Source organism: Myxococcus faecalis (genome assembly GCF_050039385.1).
In the GTDB taxonomy this organism is placed as follows: domain Bacteria; phylum Myxococcota; class Myxococcia; order Myxococcales; family Myxococcaceae; genus Myxococcus; species Myxococcus fulvus.
In genome coordinates, this window is the sequence record NZ_CP144336.1 from 5,278,960 (window position 1) to 5,298,461 (window position 19,502).

The 19,502-nt window shown below is 68.7% G+C and carries 18 protein-coding genes; 13 read left to right on the forward strand and 5 right to left on the reverse strand.

The window, feature by feature from the left end:
• Positions 1-141 precede the first annotated feature (141 nt).
• Positions 142-1,233 (forward strand): hypothetical protein, encoded by a 1,092-nt coding sequence (locus VZQ01_RS21140; RefSeq protein WP_426748818.1) that lies wholly within the window; start codon positions 142-144, stop codon positions 1,231-1,233.
• A gap of 31 nt (positions 1,234-1,264) precedes the next feature.
• Here the strand turns inward: VZQ01_RS21140 and VZQ01_RS21145 are convergent, their stop codons facing one another.
• Positions 1,265-2,056 (reverse strand): ABC transporter ATP-binding protein, encoded by a 792-nt coding sequence (locus tag VZQ01_RS21145; RefSeq protein WP_141325976.1) that lies wholly within the window; start codon positions 2,054-2,056, stop codon positions 1,265-1,267.
• A gap of 156 nt (positions 2,057-2,212) precedes the next feature.
• Between VZQ01_RS21145 and VZQ01_RS21150 the strand changes: the two genes are divergently transcribed.
• The 3 genes from VZQ01_RS21150 (at position 2,213) to VZQ01_RS21160 (ending at position 3,824) form a co-directional block, all read left to right on the forward strand.
• On the forward strand, positions 2,213-2,980 hold the full coding sequence (locus tag VZQ01_RS21150) for a polysaccharide lyase family 20 protein (protein ID WP_426748819.1): 768 nt from the start codon (positions 2,213-2,215) through the stop codon (positions 2,978-2,980).
• Positions 2,981-3,114: 134 nt separating this feature from the next.
• Positions 3,115-3,315 carry a hypothetical protein gene (locus VZQ01_RS21155; RefSeq protein WP_426748820.1) on the forward strand — a complete coding sequence of 67 codons (201 nt, stop codon included), beginning with the start codon at positions 3,115-3,117 and terminating at the stop codon, positions 3,313-3,315.
• Positions 3,315-3,824, forward strand: a complete 510-nt coding sequence (locus tag VZQ01_RS21160; RefSeq protein WP_426748822.1) for a metal-dependent hydrolase — start codon at positions 3,315-3,317, stop codon at positions 3,822-3,824. The genes VZQ01_RS21155 and VZQ01_RS21160 overlap by 1 nt, the downstream gene beginning before the upstream one ends.
• Before the next feature lie 7 nt (positions 3,825-3,831).
• Here VZQ01_RS21160 and VZQ01_RS21165 read toward each other — a convergent pair whose 3' ends face one another.
• Positions 3,832-4,419, reverse strand: coding sequence for a GAF domain-containing protein (locus tag VZQ01_RS21165; RefSeq protein WP_223783755.1), 588 nt, complete (start codon positions 4,417-4,419; stop codon positions 3,832-3,834).
• A 260-nt stretch (positions 4,420-4,679) separates the two neighbouring features.
• Here VZQ01_RS21165 and VZQ01_RS21170 point away from each other — a divergent pair, with 260 nt between their 5' ends.
• Entirely contained in the window at positions 4,680-5,372 is a 693-nt protein-coding gene (locus VZQ01_RS21170) for a DUF2490 domain-containing protein (protein ID WP_223783756.1), read from the forward strand.
• A gap of 158 nt (positions 5,373-5,530) precedes the next feature.
• The gene (locus VZQ01_RS21175; protein WP_426748823.1) at positions 5,531-7,711 is read left to right on the forward strand and encodes a M4 family metallopeptidase; all 2,181 of its coding nucleotides are present in this window, start codon (positions 5,531-5,533) and stop codon (positions 7,709-7,711) included.
• 238 nt (positions 7,712-7,949) lie between these two features.
• Here the strand turns inward: VZQ01_RS21175 and VZQ01_RS21180 are convergent, their stop codons facing one another.
• Together VZQ01_RS21180 and VZQ01_RS21185 are read right to left on the reverse strand one after the other, a co-directional pair.
• Positions 7,950-8,219: a hypothetical protein gene (locus VZQ01_RS21180; protein WP_426748824.1), complete on the reverse strand. Its 270-nt coding sequence runs from the start codon at positions 8,217-8,219 to the stop codon at positions 7,950-7,952.
• A 154-nt stretch (positions 8,220-8,373) separates the two neighbouring features.
• Positions 8,374-9,960 carry a hypothetical protein gene (locus VZQ01_RS21185; RefSeq protein WP_223750901.1) on the reverse strand — a complete coding sequence of 529 codons (1,587 nt, stop codon included), beginning with the start codon at positions 9,958-9,960 and terminating at the stop codon, positions 8,374-8,376.
• Between the two features lie 533 nt (positions 9,961-10,493).
• On the opposite strand from VZQ01_RS21185, the gene VZQ01_RS21190 reads away from it, so the two are divergent.
• The 4 genes from VZQ01_RS21190 (at position 10,494) to VZQ01_RS21205 (ending at position 14,140) form a co-directional block, all read left to right on the forward strand.
• Positions 10,494-11,666 (forward strand): NAD(P)/FAD-dependent oxidoreductase, encoded by a 1,173-nt coding sequence (locus VZQ01_RS21190; protein ID WP_426748825.1) that lies wholly within the window; start codon positions 10,494-10,496, stop codon positions 11,664-11,666.
• Positions 11,656-12,282, forward strand: a complete 627-nt coding sequence (locus VZQ01_RS21195) for a hypothetical protein (RefSeq protein WP_426748826.1) — start codon at positions 11,656-11,658, stop codon at positions 12,280-12,282. Before VZQ01_RS21190 ends, VZQ01_RS21195 begins: the two co-directional genes overlap by 11 nt.
• Positions 12,279-13,040, forward strand: a complete 762-nt coding sequence (locus tag VZQ01_RS21200) for an aldo/keto reductase (RefSeq protein WP_223750904.1) — start codon at positions 12,279-12,281, stop codon at positions 13,038-13,040. Before VZQ01_RS21195 ends, VZQ01_RS21200 begins: the two co-directional genes overlap by 4 nt.
• Positions 13,041-13,255: 215 nt before the next feature.
• The gene (locus tag VZQ01_RS21205) at positions 13,256-14,140 is read left to right on the forward strand and encodes a DMT family transporter (protein ID WP_074959133.1); all 885 of its coding nucleotides are present in this window, start codon (positions 13,256-13,258) and stop codon (positions 14,138-14,140) included.
• Here VZQ01_RS21205 and VZQ01_RS21210 read toward each other — a convergent pair.
• Positions 14,124-15,479: a KamA family radical SAM protein gene (locus VZQ01_RS21210; RefSeq protein ID WP_426748827.1), complete on the reverse strand. Its 1,356-nt coding sequence runs from the start codon at positions 15,477-15,479 to the stop codon at positions 14,124-14,126. The genes VZQ01_RS21205 and VZQ01_RS21210 overlap by 17 nt on opposite strands.
• Before the next feature lie 393 nt (positions 15,480-15,872).
• On the opposite strand from VZQ01_RS21210, the gene VZQ01_RS21215 reads away from it, so the two are divergent.
• The 3 genes from VZQ01_RS21215 (at position 15,873) to VZQ01_RS21225 (ending at position 19,435) form a co-directional block, all read left to right on the forward strand.
• Positions 15,873-16,490 (forward strand): hypothetical protein, encoded by a 618-nt coding sequence (locus tag VZQ01_RS21215; RefSeq protein ID WP_223750906.1) that lies wholly within the window; start codon positions 15,873-15,875, stop codon positions 16,488-16,490.
• A 93-nt stretch (positions 16,491-16,583) separates the two neighbouring features.
• Entirely contained in the window at positions 16,584-18,014 is a 1,431-nt protein-coding gene (locus tag VZQ01_RS21220; protein ID WP_426748828.1) for a M16 family metallopeptidase, read from the forward strand.
• 11 nt (positions 18,015-18,025) lie between these two features.
• Positions 18,026-19,435: a M16 family metallopeptidase gene (locus VZQ01_RS21225; RefSeq protein ID WP_426748829.1), complete on the forward strand. Its 1,410-nt coding sequence runs from the start codon at positions 18,026-18,028 to the stop codon at positions 19,433-19,435.
• The last annotated feature ends 67 nt before the right edge of the window (positions 19,436-19,502 follow it).

A 19,502-nucleotide genomic window follows, 5' to 3' on the forward strand; every position in this document is an offset into this window, starting at 1 on the left:
TACGAGAGCTCGGAGACGCGGTGTGATGGGTTGGACAATGACTGTGATGGGGTGACGGACCCGCCGAAGGAGTCACGCGTCACGGCCCTTCGTGGAGGGTACGAGAGAGGGAAGATCTCCAGCCTCCGGACGGAGGCGGGGGTGTTGGTGCCGGTATTCGATGGGGCTGAAGAGGCGCGCGTCCTCCGGCTGGACGACGACCTGGAGGTCCAGGAGACGTCGAGCGTGCCGATGGCCTGGGTGCGCACGGGGACGGCTCGACAGTACGTGCGCTCCTCGAAGCTGGTGCGGACCTCGGAAGGGCCCGCGCTGTTCTACTCCACCGAGAACTTCCTGGTGCCCCCGCTCAATGCCTACCTCGTCCCGCTCGAGGCGAATGGGGCACCCAAGCGAGGGCCGGACGGTGAGGTGCTGGAGTATCGGCTGCTCGACCGGCCCGCGGATGACGGGCCCACGGTGGTGGCCGCGTCAACCGAGCATGACCGATTGGTGGTGCTCTGGACGACGGGAGGGCCCCTGACTCCTCCCATCCAGGTGATGGGCACCATGGTGGATTCGAAGGGGCAGGTGCTCGTGGCGCCCAAGGCGCTCTTCGAGAGCCCGTCCGGATGGACGCCCGCTCCGGCGAATGCGCTGTGGTTGCGCAATGGTGAGCTCCTCGTGGCGCTGACGGAGGAGTCGGGGGCGGGTCAAGGCACCGTCCGGGTACGCCGACTCGACGCGGGGTTGGAGCAGGTGGGCGAGGAGCGAGCCTTTACGACGTCTGAGGAGCCAGTCCCGCAGTTGGTCGACCTGGGTGAGTCGGCGGGGGCTCCGCTCGCCTCGCCGGTGTTGGTGTGGCGCAGCCGTGAGGCGCCGGAGTCCCTCCGCTGGATTCGCGTGGCGGGCCACCTGTTCGAGGGCGGCCAGCCGGTGACCTGGCTGAAGGACACCCCCGGCTATATTCCCTGGTTCGGAGCCTTCGTCGACGACGGTGTGCTGCGGCTGTCCTGGCTGTCGAGATTCTTTGAGCCGGGGGAGAACAACACGCCGCTCTATTGGGGGCGGCTGTGGACGCAAGACCCGGGCGACGCACCGGTGGAGCGGACACCAGGATTGGCGCTGATGCCCCTGAATGAGCACGCGATGTGGGTGCTGATGGAGAAGGTGGCACCCCGTCGCATGGCGACGATGTACACGGCGACCACGGACGACGGGCAGTTCCTGGACGCGGTCCGCTACTGCACGCCGTGAGAGCTCGGGCCCGTCCTGTCCTGACGGGGCCCTACGTCGTCCGCCCCCGCTGTGCGCGTCGCCGCAGGTAGTTCTTGAGGAATGCCTGCACCGCGGGGTGCTGGGACTCACGGAAGGAGTCCGGCGGCCCGTGCTCGACAATTCTCCCCTCGTGCATCAGCGCCAGGTGGTCCGCCATGCCGAACGCCGACGCCACGTCCGGCGTAATCACCAATGACGTGGCGCCCAACTGCTGCTTGCCCGTGAAGATGATCTCATTCACCGACGCCGTCGTGAGCGGGTCCAGACCGGCGGTGGGGTCGTCGTAGAGCAGGATCTTCGGCTGCAGGATGGCCGCGCGCGCGAAGCCCACGCGCTTCTGCATGCCGCCCGACAGCTCCCCCGGGAACCGCGTGGTGGCATGCGACAGCCCCACCATCGCCAACGTCTTGTCCACCGTCTGCCGGATCTCCTCCTCCGACATCTTCGTGCGCTCCCGCAACGGGAACGCCACGTTGTCGTAGACGTTCAGCGAGTCGAACAGGGCATTCGCCTGGAAGAGGACCCCCTGCTGGCGACGCATCTGGTTCAGCGTCGCCTCGTCCATCTTCGCGACCTCGTCCCCGTACACCTTCACGAAGCCCCGGTCCGGCTTCATCAGCCCCATGATGTGCTTCATCAGCACCGACTTGCCGGAGCCCGACACCCCCATCAGCACGCACGTCGTGCCCTCGGGCACCTCCAGGTTCACGCCCCTCAGCGCGGCGTTGTCCCCGAAGGTCTTGTGCAGGTCCTTCACCTCGATGACCAGCTTCGCCGACGCCTGTCCGCCCGAGTCACTCATCGCACCCCACCTTAGTGCCCCACCGCCCCTCCGTCCCCCGGAACCACCCTTCGCTCGATAGTCGACGCCTCGGACAGTCAAGTCTGTTTAGTCGGTTAATTCCGAATATGAGGTCTGGAGGCCGCACAGGCCCAACCCCTCACCCTTCCGAGAGCCATGAAGACGAGAACGCTGGGAATCATCGCAGGTGCAGCGCTGGTGTCGTTCGCGCTGGTCGCCCACGCCGCGCCGCTGTTCCGCAACACGGGGACGTTGGCCGGGTGGAGCTCGGTGAACCGGGAGCACCAGGGCTCGGTCAACGAGGTGACGAACGTCACCTACGAAGGCGGCACCGCCCTCAAGATGACGCAGATTCACGACGCGTCGTACGGCGGGCGCTACCACTCGGAGGTGATGCGCACCAACGTGTACCGCCGGGGTGACACCGGCTTCTACGGCTTCGCCTTCCGGCTGCAGCAGGACTGGCAGTTCCAGCCGCAGTCCTACAACATCGCGCAATTCATCGCGGACTTCTCCGACACCGGCTGTGACGACTACATGCCGTCCAGCATGGTGTGGATTTCGGGCAACCAGCTCTTCACGCGGGTGAAGCAGGGCACCATCTGCAACCAGAAGACGGTGACCTTCGGCAACCTGGCCACGGTGTCGGCCGGGGTGTGGCACAAGATTGTCATCCAGGCGAAGTGGGCGAGCGACGGCACGGGCTTCTACAAGCTGTGGTTCGACGGCGTGAAGGTGCTCGAGCAGTACAACCTCAACACCACCATCGCCGACGACCGCTACTTCCAGTTCCGCGTCGGCCTGTATGCCAATGGCTGGTACGACGACGGCTACATGCAGGGCAGCCAGCCCAACCGCAGCATCTGGTTCGACGAGATTGGCGTAGGCACCACCTTCGCCGACGCCGACCCCGCCCAGTGGTAGTCCGTGACGAGGACCCGGCGGCGAACAGCCCCGCCGGGCCCGTCACCCGGGGCCAAGGCAGCGCTCGAGGGAAGCTCGACCGTGTACGTGTCCACGTCCGTGCGCTGCCCCAGTTGGAGTTCCAGACCCCGCGCGTGAAGTCACGGTTGACGCTGGCGAGCGGCTCCGTCCAGTTGCCGTTGGACGTGGTGCGGTGGTGTGCCAGCGTGGAGCTGTTCGGGTTCGCCTGGCGCGGTAGGCTTCTGGCCATGGCCTCGTGGCTCCTGCTGGTCGGCTTCGGCGTCCCCATCGGCGTGGTGGTGCTGCTCGACTTCCTCGCGCGACGAGGACGCTGATGTACCTGGGCCACGTGGGGCTCGCGCTCGCCGCGCGCCGTGTCCCCTCGGGGGTTCCTCTCGCCGCGTTATGCGGGGCCGCCGTGTTCCTCGATGTCGTGGATGTGCTCGTCGACGTCGCTGGCCTCGAAAACACCCACACCGCCTGGAGTCACACGCTCCTGTCGGCGAGCGGGTGGGCCGTGCTCGTGGGCCTGCTGGGGTGGCGCTGGCGAGGTGTCACCGCGGGCCTCGTCCTGGCCTCGCTGGTGCTCTCCCATCTGCTCACGGACTGGCTCACCAGCCACCTGTGGCTGTGGCCCGGAGGCCCTCGCGTGGGCCTGCGTCTCTATGACGACCGCGTGTTGGACTTCACCGTCGAGGCCGCCGTCATCCTCGCGGGCATCTGGCTGTACCGGGGCTCACTGCCGGACGGGGCCCGGAGGGGCCCCTATCCGTGGCTCATCGCCGGGGTGCTGCTCGTGCTGCAGGCGGTCTTCGACGGGCTCGGCCTCGCCCGGACGGACTGACGGCGTCTCAGGACGCGGTGGAGGCGCAGCGCTCGATGATGGAGCGCAACTGCGTCTGCACGCTGTGGAGCGTGTTGCGCAGGCGCGCGTGGCGCAGCGAGCCCGCCAGCGCGTTGGACAGGGCCTGGAGCACGTGGCTCTCCTCGCCCGGCCAGGTGCGCTCGGTGCGACAGTCATCGAAGCCCACGAAGCCCCACCACTCGCCGCCCAGCACGATGGGACAGACGAGCAGCGAGCGGATGTCCTGGCTCTCCAACAGCTCCCTCGCGGGCGAGGGGAAGTCGCGCGGCGCGCCCTTGAGCACCCGCCCCGAGGACAGGGGCTCCACCCACGACGGCATCACCGCGTCATAGGGCACGTTCTGCAACTCGGGGTTGTCCTGCTGCGCGGAGGCGCTCGCCGCGGTCCACTCGTAGCGCTGGCTGCACAACAGCTTCCCGTCGGGCGCGCTGCTGTTCTCGAAGATGTAGACCCGGTCCACATCCAACGCCGCGCCCACCTGGCCGAGCGCGGACGTGACGTTGCCGGGCTCGAAGCCCTTCTCCAACAGCAGCTGCGAGACATTCATGAGGGCTGAGAAAGCACTCGTGGCCATGAGGGGGACTCCAGGAGGGGGACGGGCCAGACGCGCGTGGGGGGACGACGCGAGCAACCCGAAGCGTCGCACGCCTCCGCGCCCTCGGGTCAAGCCACGCGCCCCGCGCGTCCGCCCCTCACACGCACGGAGTTGCTTTCGCCCGGGCCCGGGCCTCTTTGAGAGGCCTGACACCCCCCGCGTCCGCCCTTCGTTGTCCGGGCCACGTTCGCTGGCACGGACGGATTGAGCGGGTGCTGTTCATGCTCTAGGCACACACCATGCGTTCGCACCTCCCCCGCCTCCTCGTCCTCCTGCTCTGCGTCGTCGCTTCCCCGGCCGCCCTCGCCCGACCCATCAGCTCCGAGGCGCAGTTCTGGTACACCGTCAGCGCGCAGGGCCCCATCGCCGAGCCGTTCCTCTATTACCTGGAGGCCCAGCCCCGCTTCGGCGAGGACGACGCCCGCGCCATCCTCCGCGCCGCCAGCGGCACCCGTGTCACCCAGGACCTCTCCCTGTGGCTGGGCTACGGCTGGATTCCCGTCTGGGTCTGGGATGGAGACCCCGCCCTCCGCCAGAACGAGAGCCGCCTGTACCAGCAACTCCTGTTCACTCCGAGGCTGGGCGAGGTGCGGACGGTGGTGCGGGCGCGCCTGGAGCAGCGGTTCCTGCCGGGCACCACGGAGGTGTCCCATCGCGCCCGCGTGATGCTGCGCGGCGCGCTGCCCGTGGCCGCCGAGGGGCGGCTGTCGCTCATCGTCTGGGACGAGGCCTTCGTCCACCTCAACTCCGTGGACAGCGGCCCCCGCCGGGGCTTCGACATGAACCGCGCCTTCGTGGGCGTCGGCTGGAAGCTGGGCGACCACTCCGCCGTGGAGGTCGGCTACCTCAACGTCTTCACCCGCCGCCCCACCGCCGAGACGGACCAGCTCATCCACACACTCTCCGTCTCCACGCCCTTCAACTTCATGTGAGCTGAAGCGCGCCCGAGGCGGCTTCTCGAAAAGCAAGAAGGCTCGTGCGCACCGGCGGCTCCCGGTGCGTGCGGGCCTTCGTTTCGCGATGAGCGCAACTTCTTGATACATTCTCGCGATAACTCTTCAGCCACCTCGTATGGAGTCCTGAGACCCCCATGAGCATTCGCCGCACTGAAGGTTCGAAGCCGACGGTCCTCCCCACCATCTCCGCCGAGGCTCGGCCCAAGAGCGCGGCGAAGACCCCGACGGCCGCGAACGTCATCAAGGACGGGTTCGGCCCGGCCGCGAAGACGTCCGACCTGGCCCGCGCGGAGAGCACGCTCAAGCCGCTGCCGCCCCCCGTTGGCCGCCTGGCGCTGGACAGCAAGGAGGCGCAGAGCGCCATCCAGACCGCGCTGCAGCACCTGGACGTGGGCACCAAGCTCCCCTCGCAGGGCCTGCGCGGCGGCATCCAGTACCCCTCCTTCGTCCCCAAGAACGTGGAGCGGGACGAGCTGGGCATGACGCACGTGCGCCTGGACCGGCAGCACGAGGGCGTGAAGGTCTACGGCGAGCAGGTCGTCGCGCACCTGGCCAAGGACGGCAAGGTCGACAGCGTCACGGGTGACCAGTCCAAGATTCCCTCGGGCCTGGGCACGCAGAAGCCCGCGCTGTCCAACGCGCAGGTGCTGGACATCGCGCTCAAGGAGTTCAATGGCACGCCGGACCGCCAGCCGCACTCCGAGCGCATCATCTACAAGGACCCCTCGGGCGAGTACCGCTCCGCGTACCGCGTGGAGGTCGCCGACACCACGGCCACCGAGAACCCGCGCAAGATGAACTACTTCATCGACGCGAACAGCGGGAAGGTCTACGAGAAGTTCAACACCATCGACGGCTTCAAGAACTGCCCCTGCGCCACGCACGGCACGGGTGACGCGGCCGCCACCAAGGGCGCCGCCGGGACGAAGGGCGCTGCCGCGGCCCCCTCGGACGTGAAGGTCTCCACGACGCCCAACGCGCAGATCAAGGACAAGGGCTCGGTCACCTCCAAGGTGACGGTCGCCGACGACGTCACGGTGGACAAGCTCAAGCTGTCCCTGGACATCACCCACTCGTACAAGGGGGACCTGAAGGTCACGCTGACCAGCCCCTCGGGCAAGACGTTCGACGTGCACAACCGCACGGGCGGCAGCGCGGACAACATCAAGCAGGACTTCGACCTGAGCGCCTTCGCGGGCGAGTCCGCCAAGGGCGAGTGGACGCTGAAGGTGAGCGACCACGCCGCGGGCGACAAGGGCAAGCTGGTCAAGTGGGGCCTGTCCATCACCCCCAAGGCGACGCAGCAGCCGCCCACGGACCCGACCACCCCCACGACCCCTGGCGCCGCGGACGACACGTCCATCTACAGCGGCAAGGTGGCCCTGGAGACGAAGAAGCAGGCGGACGGCACGTACACGCTCGAGGACGGCACGCGCGGCAAGGGCGTGGCCACGTACGACGCGCGCAACCAGGAAGAGGCCAGCGGCCAGACGCAGATCAAGGACGACAACAACGTCTGGGGCGAGGCCACGGACCCGGAGCGCAACCGCGCCGCCGTCGACGCGCACTACGGCGCGGCGATGACGTACGACTTCCTGAAGAACATCCTCGGCCGCGACTCCATCGACGGCAAGGGTGAGAAGCTCGTCTCCTACGTCCACGTCAGCGAGAACTTCGTCAACGCGTACTGGGACGGCGAGAAGATGAGCTACGGCGACGGCGACGGCGTGGACTCCGGTCCGCTCACCGCGCTGGACATCGCGGGCCACGAAATCGCCCACGGCCTGACGGAGCGCACCGCCGGCCTCATCTACCGCGGCGAGTCGGGCGGCCTGAACGAGGCCTTCAGCGACATCATGGGCGCGGGCGTGGAGTGGTACGCGTCCACGCAGAACCCGGCCGTGAAGTTCAACTGGACCATCGGCGAGACGGCGTGGACGCCGACCAACGGCGATGACACGGACGGCCTGCGGTACATGGACGACCCGAAGAAGGACAACTACTCCATCGACAACTACAAGGACTACCCGAAGCAGACGGAGGTCCACGGCTCCAGCGGCATCGCGAACAACGCGTTCTACCTGCTGGCCAACGGTGGCACGAACCGCACGTCCAAGATCGAGGTCAAGGACGGCATCGGGATGGAGAAGGGCCTGAAGATCTACTACCGCGCCCTGGCCCACTACATGACGCCCAGCACCACGTTCGCCCAGGCGCGCACGGCCACCATCAAGGCGGCCACGGACCTGTACGGCGCGGACTCGGCCGAGGTGGCGAAGGTGAAGGAGAGCTGGACCGCCGTCGGCGTGAACTAGCTCGCGACTGTCGTTGCAGGACCCGGGCACGCTGGAAGGTGCCCGGGGCTCGACGTGACGGGGTGGCCTTCGCCCGTCGGGCCCTGTGATTCGGGACGCTCCGGGAGCCTCAGCGGGTTCCTGAGCGGGAAGGGGGGGCGTTCCGAGTCCTTCACCGCGCGGCGGCTGTCACTCCCGGGAGTCCTCCCGAGGTGACGGCTGACCGCGCGGTTGTTTTTTGGGGCGGTGCGCGCGTCGCTCAGGACTCGGGCGGCGGGCAGGTGATGGGGCAGGTCTGGCTGGTGGGCAGGCACAGGCCGCCGCAGCAGCCGGCGTTCCACGAGCACCCGGCCTCCATCCGGCACGCCGTCTGGGTGGTGCTGGTGCACGCGGCCAGGGCGGACTCGGAGGACGTCGCCTCGGAGGCGGGGTCAGCGCCGACGGAGGCCTCGTCGGGCCCGGAACAGCCCGTGAGCAGCGAGGCGATGGCGGCACATGCGAGGAACAGCGCTCGACCGGGGAGAGTCATTGCAGGCTCCGATGGGACGGCGAGGTGTGCCCGCAATCATGTCATCGACAGACGGCGCCCGGAATCTGGATTGTCTTCCAGGCCCATATGTCAGGCTTTGTTCCAGCGCCACGGCAGGAGTGTGTTGGCGCTGATGTGATTGGCCCCTGAGCGCCTACAGCCGGCTCGGGTCATCCACGCGGTAGTGGCCCAGCCAGTAGTCGTCGTCGAAGCCGGGCAGGTCGATGTTGATCTTCTGCATGTGTATCTGGCCGCGCGCGCCCATGCGCGGGTCCGCGTCCAAATCCCAGAGGTCCAGGCCCTCGAACTCGTCGGTGGAGCCGTAGGGGACGTAGTAGTAGCCCTGCACGTACCCGTTGACGACGTCCACCATGTAGATGCCGGACGTCTGGCCTCCGCCGCCCACGCTCACGTAGAGGTTGCCACGCGCGGAGATCTTGCCGCCTTGAATCCAGGTGCCCTGCGGGATGTTGCTGGAGAAGGACAGCGTGCGCTTGTGCGTGATGGACACCGTCGTGCCGGACAGCGTGATTTGATAGCCGCGCAGCACCGTGTAGCCCGGGTGGTTCGTCACCGCGTAGAACAGGCCGTCACGCGGGTTGTGCGCGATGAAGGCCACGCCGCCCTCCCACTGCGGCAGGGACGCATAGCCGATGTACTGCATGCTCGTGTTGAACACGCCCACCGCGCCGCTGCGCCCCGGACCGTCCATGGCGATGTAGAGGTAGCCGTTGACGTGCACCAGGTCGCCGTAGTGCCGGAAGCCCGCGTTGTACCAGGGCGAGGGCATGCGGTAGGTGCCGCCGGGGTTGTTGTTCAGCCCCGCCATCGGCCACCAGGCGATGAGTCCCTCGGTGGACTCGTCCTTCCAGAAGTTCGTCGCGTTGCGCGTCTGGTACCAGTAGTGGGCGTCGTGGGTGAGGCCCTGGAGGTTGTCGGAGAAGCCCGTGTAGCTGCGGTCGCTCGGGAAGTCCGACAGGTTGGCGACGATGTTGGGGATGGCATAGCGGTAGCGCTCCACGAAGAGCGCGTTCGCGGTGGCGTCGATGCCGGAGCGGTACTGCGCCGCGCCCACCGCCCACGTGCACGTCCACCACCACCTGGGCAGGCTGGCCGTCTGCAGGCGCTGCCACGCGCCGCTGCCCCAGCGCTCCAGCCACAGCGTGCCCGTGGCCTCACCCGTGGTGGCGCAGGCCTGGTAGTACTTCTGCACCGGGCCCCAGCCGGAGTGCGCCCAGCTGTACACGTTCGTCGGGCACCAGATGGCGTCGTACTCCTGGTTGAGCCCCTGGCAGAAGTTGGCTGACCACCACGCGGTGTCCGGCAGGGCCTGCTGGCTGACGCCGCCGGGCCCCACGTCGGCGGAGCTGCGGGCCGGCCCCTCGGGCGCCAGGGCCTCGCGGGTGGGCGTCAGGTGCAGCATGGACGGCGCGCGGCTGGCGGCCTCCACCAGCTTCGCGGGCGGCTCCTGCCCGCCGGACAGCTTGCGGTAGACCTCCGTGATGGGCATCCCGTCGAACGCCGCCGCGTCCGGCATGGGCGTGCCGCGCGGGCCCTTCACCACGGTGACGATGCCGTAGTCGGGCACCTCGTGGAACGAGATGGACTGGCCCTCGGGGAGCGTCACGCTCGCCAGCCGCGTGCCCGGGTCGTCGCCGGCCTCCAGCGCCTCGTCCGTCTCCGGACCGCCACACGCCACCAGCATCGCCGCACAGCCAGCCCACTTGAACAGACCTCGCACGCGCTCACGCCTCCTGAAGGATTTCAAGGTGAACGCAGCCGGTGTGTTTGCTTCGGTCCGCCTGGGGCTCGTCGCGCCGTGCGCGCTCCCGTCAGGCGTGTGGGGGACTTGTGGGCAAGCGCCGCGTGAGCGCGGCGGCGCTGGTCGTTCGGGCGCGGCGTGGCCCTCTTCGCCCGCTCGGGCGTGGAACCTCGGATGTCCGAGCGCCGTTGCTTGGCGTTCCCACGGACGCGGGTGGACCCCTCCCATGACGGAGGGCGTGCGCCACGGGGCTTCGGGAGGGCTCCTGGCGGCGATGCCAGCGGCGCCGTCGCGCGGAGCGTGACAGCCCGTTGTCTCCGGGCTGCCTCGCGCCACCGACTCCGGACGATGTCTGACATGAGGCCGGACGCCGCACCCGGCGCGTCCTTCCGAAGTCAGACGCGAACCGTCAATAGTTGCAAATCAAGTTAATCGTGCAAGTCACGATTATGAAAACTCTCCGTCATGAACACTGTCTGACGGGGGGCCGCGAGCCTTTTGGGGAGACCTCCGTGACGCGAAACCTGCAGCGATATGACGTGGTGTTGGTGGGGGGCGGGGTGACGGGATTGATGGCGAGCCACAAGCTGGCGCGGCTCGGCCTGCGGTTGTTGTTGTTGGAGAAGCAGCCGACGTTGGCGAGCGGGCCGTCCACGCGCAACGAGGGCTGGCTGCACCGGGGCAGCTATCACGCGGGCTCGGTGAAGGACCGGCAGGCGGCGGTGCAGGTGGCGCGGCGCTGCATCTACGGCCACGAGCAGATTCGCGCCTTCGCCCCGGAGGCGGTGGAGGACGCGGACCGTCCGCCGATGGTGCTGGTGCGGGACGCGGACCGGCTCCAGGAGCTGGTGTCGCGTTGGGACGAGGCGGGCGTGTCCTATCGGCCGCTGACGAAGACGCAGGCCTCCGCGCGCTTCCCGTCGGCGGACCTGACGCGGGCCTCGGAGGTGTTCGAGGTGGCGGACGTGAGCATCAACACGCGGATGCTGTACCGCAAGCTGCTCACCTCCGCGCAGCAGGGCGGCGCCGAGGTGCTCACCGGCGCCCGCCTGGAGCACGTGCGCGGCTCGGAGGCCACCGTCGTCATGGCGGACGGCTCGACGCTGCAGCTGGAGTCGCGGCTGTTCGTCTACTCGACGGGCTTCGGCGCGCGGGACTTGTTCCGCCAGTTCTTCGAGTTGGAGCTGCCCATCCGCTACTGGAAGAGCCACCTGGTGGTGGTGCCTCGGCTGGGCGGCCACGGGCTGTTCTACGTGGACCCGCACGAGGCGGCGATGATGCACCACGGGGACTACAGCGTCGTGGGGCTCAACGAGGACGCGCTCCTGTGCGCGAACCCCGACTACCTCGTCGTGCCCGAGCGCGCCGACAACCTGCACCGCGCGCTGGAGCGCCTGGTGCCGGGCTGGAAGAGCGCGGGCACGTACAGCGACGTCGCCTGCACCAAGGTGGACTTCGCGCCGGATGCCACGTCCGCGCGCTCGCTCAACATCGCCATCCACGAGCCGGTGCCGGGCCACATCTGCATCCTGCCGGGGAAGATGACCGAGGCGCCGTTCCTCACCGACGTGCTCACGGCGCGGCTCTACGAGCGGCTGGAGGACGGGCTCATCGCGAAGCGGCCGTGTGACGTGCTCCACGCCAGCCTCGCCTCCGTCGCGCGGGAGGCCCACCATGCGGCTTGAGCTGCTCGCGGCCCTGGACGCGCCCCGGCGCTCGGCGGGCTTGCTGACGGTGACGGAGGTGCTCGCGCTCGCGGACACCGGCAACGTCATCTACGACCCGTTCTCCGTCCTCATCTCGCGGCACCTGAAGCTGGGCGAGGGCAACGTCCTCTACCCGTGTGTCACGCTCACCTGCGCGCCCACGGCGGAGCTGCGGCTGGGGAATCGCAATGTGTTGCACACCGGCACGCTGCTGGCCGCGGAGACGGGCGCCATCCTCGTGGGCGATGGGAACCAGTTCGGCGAGGGCGGATTCACCGCGAAGGCCAACCGTCCCGGCGCGTGCATCCGCATCGGCGATGGGGGCCGCTATCTCGGCGGGGCGTCGGTGTTCGGCGAGTGCTCGCTCGGCTCTGGCACACAGCTGCTCGGGGCCATCACGGTGGACAGCTGCAAGCTGGCGGCGGGCGCGCCCTTCAGTGACGTGGACCCGGACGCGCGCGCGGCGGTACTGAAGGGCTCGGGGACGGCGCGGGGGCTCGTGCTCGAGGTGGGGCAGGTCATCCTGGGCAACGGCGTGTTCCGCGCCGAGGACGTGAAGCCGCAGGCCTTCTATCACCCGAAGGTGAAGTCATGAGCGCGGTGGGACTGGGGCTCGGGCTGCTCTCGCTCGGGCGCGCGTGGGGCTATCGCTCCGAGCCACCTCCGACCGAGGCGGATGGACAACACCTGCTCGACACCGCGTTCGAGCTGGGGGTGCGCTGCTACGACACCGCGCCCGCGTATGGGTCGAGCGAGCAGCGCTTCGGCGCCTTCCTGTCGCGGCTCGGCGCCGAGCGCAGCTCCGTCTTCGTCGCCACCAAGCTGGGGGAGCACTGGGACGCGGGGAAGCAGGCGTCGTTCACGGACCACTCGTACGACGCGCTTCGCAGGAGCCTGGACGAGAGCGTGCGGCTGCTCGGGCGCATCGACCTGCTCCAGGTGCACAAGGCCACGGCGGCCAACGTGAGCTCGCCCGAGGTGCTGCGCGTGCTCGAGTACGCGGGGACGCTCGGGGTGCGTCACGTGGGCGTCAGCGTGAGCGACGTGGCCGCGGCCGAGGCCGCGTGTGACGTGGGCGTGTATTCGTTCCTCCAGTTCCCGTTCAACGCGCTGAACACCACGCTCGCGCCCGCGTTCGAGCTGGCCGCGCGCCACGGGCTGCAGGTCCTGGTCAACCGTCCCTTCGCCATGGGGCAGCTCGTCCAGGAGGAGGGGCGGGAGCCCACGCGGTCCGCGAGGGAGTCGCTCCAGCACATCCTCCGGCAGCGCTTCTCCGGCTACGTGCTCACGGGCACCAAGTCCGCGAAGCACCTGCTCGAAACCCACGCCGTCTTCCGCTCACTCCAGGGCTGACGGCACGGCTCGAACCGCGCTGGCGGGGCGCTGGAAGGGCTCCCCGCTGGCGCACCCGACAGCGCGCGTCGCTCGCGAGCCCCACGCGGGCCTCCGCTCGCTCCAGGGCTGACGGCGCATCCCCTGTTCGCTGGCGGCCGGAAGGCCACGGCCAGCACCCCACCCGGGCGACGTGAGCGCCCGGGCGGCCCACCCTTGTCGCGGAAAGCCCCACCATGTGGATTGCGTATGGCCTGGGCGCGGGCGTGATGCTCGGCCTGTATGACGTCTGGACGAAGAAGGCGATGACGGGCAACAGCGTCATCCCCGTCGTCATGTGGTCCTCCCTCTTCGGCGCGCTGTGCTGGGTGCCCGCGCTGATTCCGGGCGCGCTGCCCGTGCCCATCGACCCCTTCGGCCTGACGTGGCGCGAGCAGGCGTGGCTGCTGCCCAAGGGCGTGGCGATGACAGCCTCTTGGATTCTCGCGTACTACGCGGTGCGCGAGCTGCCCATCTCCATCGCGGGCGCGGTGCGAGCGTCCGGCCCGCTGTGGACGCTCGCGGGCGGGTTCCTGATGTTCCGCGAGCTGCTCACGCCCCTCCAGTTCCTCGGGCTGATGCTCACCGTCTGCTCGTACTACGTGCTGTCCATCGTGGGCAGGAAGGAGGGCCTCGCGCTGTCGAAGAGCCGCTCCTTCTGGTGGATGCTCGCCGCCACCGCGCTGTCGGCGGCGACCACCGTCTACGACAAGTTCCTCGTCGCGCGGCTGGCGCTGCCGGTGCTGGAGCTGCAGGCCAGCTCCGCGTTCCAGCGCTGCCTGCTGTCCGCGCTCGTCTTCGTGCCGTACATGTGGCGACGGGGCGCGTGGGGGCTGGGGCTCACGTGGAGCTGGGGCATCCCCCTGGTGGGGTGCTCGTGGGTGGCGGCGGAGCTCATCTACTTCGTCGCCATCTCCGAGCCCCAGGCGCTCGTCACGCACCTGTCCGTGCTGCGCAGGACGAGCCTCATCGTCGGCTTCGTGCTGTCGGCGCTCTTCTTCCGCGAGGCCAACATCGCGCTGAAGTCCGGGATGATTGCCGTGCTCATCCTGGGCATGGCCATCCTCATCCTGGGAGGTTAGCGGCCTCCCCCAGGGACAGGTCCGCTTCCCACGGGAAGCGCGAGGCACCCAGCGCGGGCTTCAAGTCATGCAGCCACGTGGCGTGCTCGTCGTAGCGCGCGAAGAAGGGCTTGCCCACCAGCTCCGCGTCGCGCGCCTGGATGAAGTGCAGCAGGAACACCTTCTCACCGCCCAGCTCCATCACGCCGTCCACGCACACCTTGCCCGGCGTGGCGGACATGGAGGGCCCGCGCACGGTGCGCGCCAGCCCCGACACGCGGCGGTACGCCTGCTGGAAGATGTCGTACGCGGACGCGAGCGGCACGGCGAAGTAGTCCTGCGGCCCCGTGTCCCGCTCGACGAACATGTAATACGGCACCATGCCGTGGCGCAGGTGCGTGCGCCACATGCGCTCCCACGTGGCCGCGTCGTCATTGATGCCGCGAATGAGCGGCGCCTGGGTGCGGATGACCGCGCCGGTGGAGCGGATGCGGCGCACCGCCTCCTGGACGATGTCCGGCTCCATCTCCCGCGGATGGGAGAAGTGCGCCATGAAGGCCAGGCTCTTGCCGGAGGCCACCACCTTCTCGAACAGGCGCAGCGTGTCGTCCGCGTCCGGGTCCGTCACGAAGCGCTGCGGCCAGTACGCCAGCGACTTGGTGCCGATGCGGATGGCCTCCAGGTGCTCGATGCCCAGGAGCGGCTCGATGTAGCGCGACAGCACCGCCTCGCCCATCACCATGGGGTCGCCCCCGGTGAAGAGCACGTTGGTGACCTCCTCGTGCTCGCGCACGTAGTCCACCATGGGCGCGATGTCCTTCGACGCGAACTTCAGGTCCGCGTCCCCCACGAACTGCGCCCAGCGGAAGCAGTACGTGCAGTAGGCGTGACACGTCTGCCCTTGCTTCGGGAAGAACAGCACCGTCTCCTGGTACTTGTGCTGGAGCCCTGGTAGCGCCTCCTCGTTCGCCTGCCGGGGCACGTTCAGCTCCATCTGCCCGGCGGGATGCGGATTGAGCCGCGCGCGCACCTCACGCACGTACGCCGCCAGCTCCAGGCTGCCCGTGCCCTCGCGCATCAGGTCGACCAGTCGTGACACGTCCTCGGCCGGCAGCATGTCCGCCTGCGGGAACACCAGCCGGTAGAGGGGGTCGTCAGGCGCGGCCGACCAGTCGATGAGCTCCTCGACGACGTAGCTGTTGACCCGGAAGGGCAGCACCTGGGCCACCGCCTGCACGGCCAGCCGCTCTTCTGTGGAGAGCCCCGCCCGGGTGGTCAGCTCGTCCAGGTTCCTGTGGGTGAAGGCACGGTACCGCTGTCCCACGGACAGAGACCGCACCGCGTTGGATGAAGCGCTCACGCGGTTCCTCGCTTTGCATGACAGGGTCCTCCGCGAGGCTCCGCGGAATCGGCCCTGGGATGAGAGGTGAGTCGATGGTCAGACGTGCCTTTTGACCACCAACGAGGTGGAGGTTCCGGTTACCATGGGCTCCTGGATGTGTCACCCCTCCGAGGCGGAAAACCGCAGGGAAATTGACGGGGTGAGCGTGGACCCTCGGGCGGATTGATACTTCCCGTCCGTGCGGGCCGAGCGCCTGGCGTGTGACGCCGCGCGCAACGCGGTTGCACGTCTGTCATTGAATGCGGGCAGGGTGGAGAGGGGCCTGGGCGGGCGCGGAATTTCCGTGCGCCAGGGGAGGCGGCGCGGACCCTAGGATGGCGGCCCTGGTCTTCCGCTGGACTCCGAGACGCCATGACTGCTCCGCGCCGTTCCGATGATGCCCCGCCGTCCCCCGCACCTGCGCTCCACCTGGTGGTGCACCCTCGTCCCGAGGGCCTCGCCGATGGGCTCAAGAAGCTCCTGGGAGGGGTGGGGGTGGTGGTGGGGGCGCCGCTCGTCGTGTTCGGGCTGTTGATGGGCGTGGTGGGGGTATCGGGGATTTTTTCTCCGGGTGAGGGGAAGAAGGCCTTGGACGGCGTGTTGCTGCTGCTGGTGTCGGGCGTGTTCGTCGGGGTGGGGCGCTTCGCGTGGAAGAAGGGCATGGTGCCGTTCCGCGACGCACGGCGCAGGGAGCTGCTGTTTGGATTCGTCCGAGCACAGATGCGCATCCGCGAAAGCGACGTGGCCGGGCTCCTCAAGGTGTCGGAGCCCGAGGCGCGGGAGCTGCTCTCGAGGAGCATCGCCCGGCAGGAGGTGGATCTGGTCTACCTGTCGGAGTCGCGCGAGTACGTGCACCGGAGCGTCTTCGCCCACTCGCAGAGCGTGGCGCGCAGGTGCCCCGCGTGCGACGCGCCCGTGGGCGCCACGGGCGTGCTGCCGGGGGACAAGGTGGTGTGCTCCTACTGTCAGTCCCCGTTCGTGGTGGCCTGAGCGGGTCGTTTCACCTGCCGGGGCAATCACGTCCCGCGCAGGCTCGTAGTGGCCTCGTCGTTTCGACGCATGGCCAGGTTCCAGGGAGGGTCGATGAAGAGAGTCCTCGGAGCGGTTACCGCCGCCGCGTTCCTCGGGTGCGCGGCGTCACGAGAAGCAGCGCAGCCCACGCCCCCGCCGCCCACGCCCGAGGCGGCGAAGGTGGAGGCCGCCCCCCAGGCGCCGAAGCTCCAGGTGCCGGTGGAGTACTACAAGCTCGACAACGGCCTGCGGGTGGTGCTCTCGCGCGACACGACCGCGCCCAAGGCGGTGGTCGGCGTCTATTACAACATCGGCTTCCGCATCGAGCCGAGGAACCGCACGGGCTTCGCCCACCTGTTCGAGCACATGATGTTCCAGGGCTCGACGAACCTGGGGAAGATGGAGCTGGCGCGCCTCATCCAGAAGAACGGCGGCATGTTCAACGGCTCCACCCGGTTCGACTTCACGAACTACTTCGAAATCGTCCCGTCCAACACGCTGGAGACCATGCTGTGGGCCGAGGCCGACCGCATGCGCGGCCTGGAGGTGACGGAGGAGAATCTCAAGAACCAGCAGGGCGTGGTGGCCAACGAGGTGAAGGTCAACGTCCTCAACCGGCCGTACGGCGGCTTCCCGTGGCTGGACCTGCCGCAGGTGGCGAACACCAACTGGTACAACGCGCACAACTTCTACGGCGACCTGAAGGACCTGGAGGCCGCCACGCTCGAGGACGTGCGGGCGTTCTTCAAGACGTACTACGCGCCGAGCAACGCGGCGCTGGTGGTGGTGGGTGACTTCGAGCCCGAGCAGGTGAAGGGCTGGGTGCGGCAGTACTTCGGTCCCTTGCCCAAGGCGCCGGTGCCGCAGTTGCCGGACATCTCCGAGCCCCGCCAGGAGAAGGAGAAGCGGCACGACAAGAAGGACGCGCGCATCACCCGGCCGGCGTTCGCGGCGGGCTATCACATGCCGGCGGTGGGCACGCCGGAGTTCTACGCGATGGCGCTCATCGACGAAATCCTGCTGCAGGGCAGCGACAGCGCGCTCTACCAGCAGCTGGTGCAGAAGAAGGGCATCGCCGGCGAGCTGAGCGGCGGGGTGAACGAGCTGGGCAACCAGTGGAACTACAACGGGCCCATGCTGTGGACCGTGTACCTGTTCCACGACACGGTCATCTCGCCGGAGACGATTGCCGGGGAGATCGACGGGGTGGTGGCGAAGCTGGTGGAGAAGCCGGTGGACGCCGAGACGCTGGCGCGGGCGCGGGTGAAGGCGCGCTCCCGGTTGTACGCGCACGTGGAGGGCATGCTCGGCTTCGGGCGCGCGGACCTGCTGGCCTCGTCCGCGCTGTTCTTCGACGACCCGGCGCGCATCAACCGGCTCGAGGACGAGCTGATGAAGGTGACGCCCGAGGTGATTCAGCGCACGGCCCGCGAGTACCTGCGTCCGACGAACCGCACGGTGCTCACGGTGTCGGCTTCCCCCCAGACGCTCCTGGCTGACTGAGGAACGCGAACATGACCTTCCATTCCATTCGCAACCGTCTCGTCGCGTCCTCGCTGTTGGTGTTCGGGCTGGTGGCGGGGCCGGTGCTGGCCGCGCCCGCCGCGAAGGAGGCTCCGCCGGCGCCGGCGGCGCCCAAGCCCTTCGATGTGCCCCAGCGCACGTCCTTCAAGCTCGACAACGGGCTGGAGGTCTCGTTGTTGCCGTATGGCGACATGCCGAAGGTGGCCATCCAGCTGGTGGTGGACACGGGCAACATCCATGAGACGGCGGACGAGACCTGGCTGTTCGACCTGGCGGGCAAGCTGCTCAAGGAGGGCACGACGACGCGCTCCGCGGCGCAGGTGGCCCAGACGGCGGCCGAGCTGGGCGGGGAGCTGGACGTCGGCACGGAGCAGGACCAGTCCTACGTGGGCCTCGAGGTGCTCTCCGAGTTCGCGCCGAAGGCGGTGACGCTGGTGGCGGACGTGGTCCAGAACCCGGCCTTCCCCGAGTCGGAGGTGGAGCGGCTGAAGGGGGACCTGATTCGCGAGCTGGCGGTGTTCCGCACGATGCCGCAGGTGCTGGCCAACGAGGTGATGGCGAAGGCCCTCTACGGGGACCATCCGTACGGGCGCCGGCTGGCGACGGAGGCGCAGCTCAAGCGGTACACGCGGGAGCAGGTGGTCAAGCACTACGAGGCCAACGTGGGCGCGGCGCGCTCGCGGCTGTACGTGGTGGGGCGCTTCGAGCCCGCGGAGGTGGAGAAGGTGGTGCGCGAGGCGTTCAGCGGCTGGCGCGCGGGCCCGGCGCGGGTGAAGAACGTGCCGAAGCAGCAGGTGGCGAAGTCGGTGCAGTTCCTGGACCGGCCGGGCTCGGTGCAGTCCACGGTGCGGGTGGCGACGAGGGCGTTGCCGCCGACGAGCGAGGACGCCATCACGCAGGATGTGCTGAACACGATGCTGGGTGGGTACTTCAGCTCGCGCGTCACGTCGAACATCCGTGAGAAGAAGGGCTATGCGTACTCGCCGTACAGCGCGGTCTCCGAGCACGTGGAGGACGCGTACTGGGTGCAGAACGCGGACGTGACGACGGCGAACACGGGGGATTCGCTGAAGGAGATCCTCAAGGAGGTGGACACGCTGAGGAAGACGCCGCCGCCCGCAGAGGAGCTGCGCGACGTGCAGAACTACCTGGCGGGGGCGTTCCTGCTGGAGAACTCGTCGCGCACGGGGCTCATCTACAAGCTGCGCTACGTGGACCTGCACGGCCTGCCGGAGACGTACCTGAAGGACTACGTGAGCCGGGTGATGGCGGTGACGCCGGACCAGGTGCGCGCCGTGGCGGCGAAGGTGCTCGCGCAGGACGCGATGACCATCGTCATCGTCGGCGACATGAAGGTGGTCAAGCCGCAGCTGAAGGTGCTGCCGCCGAAGCTGCGCTGATTTGAAGCGCCCGGGGGCGGAAGGCCATCGTGGGTCTTCCGCTTCCGGAATTGCCGACCGGCGCGAC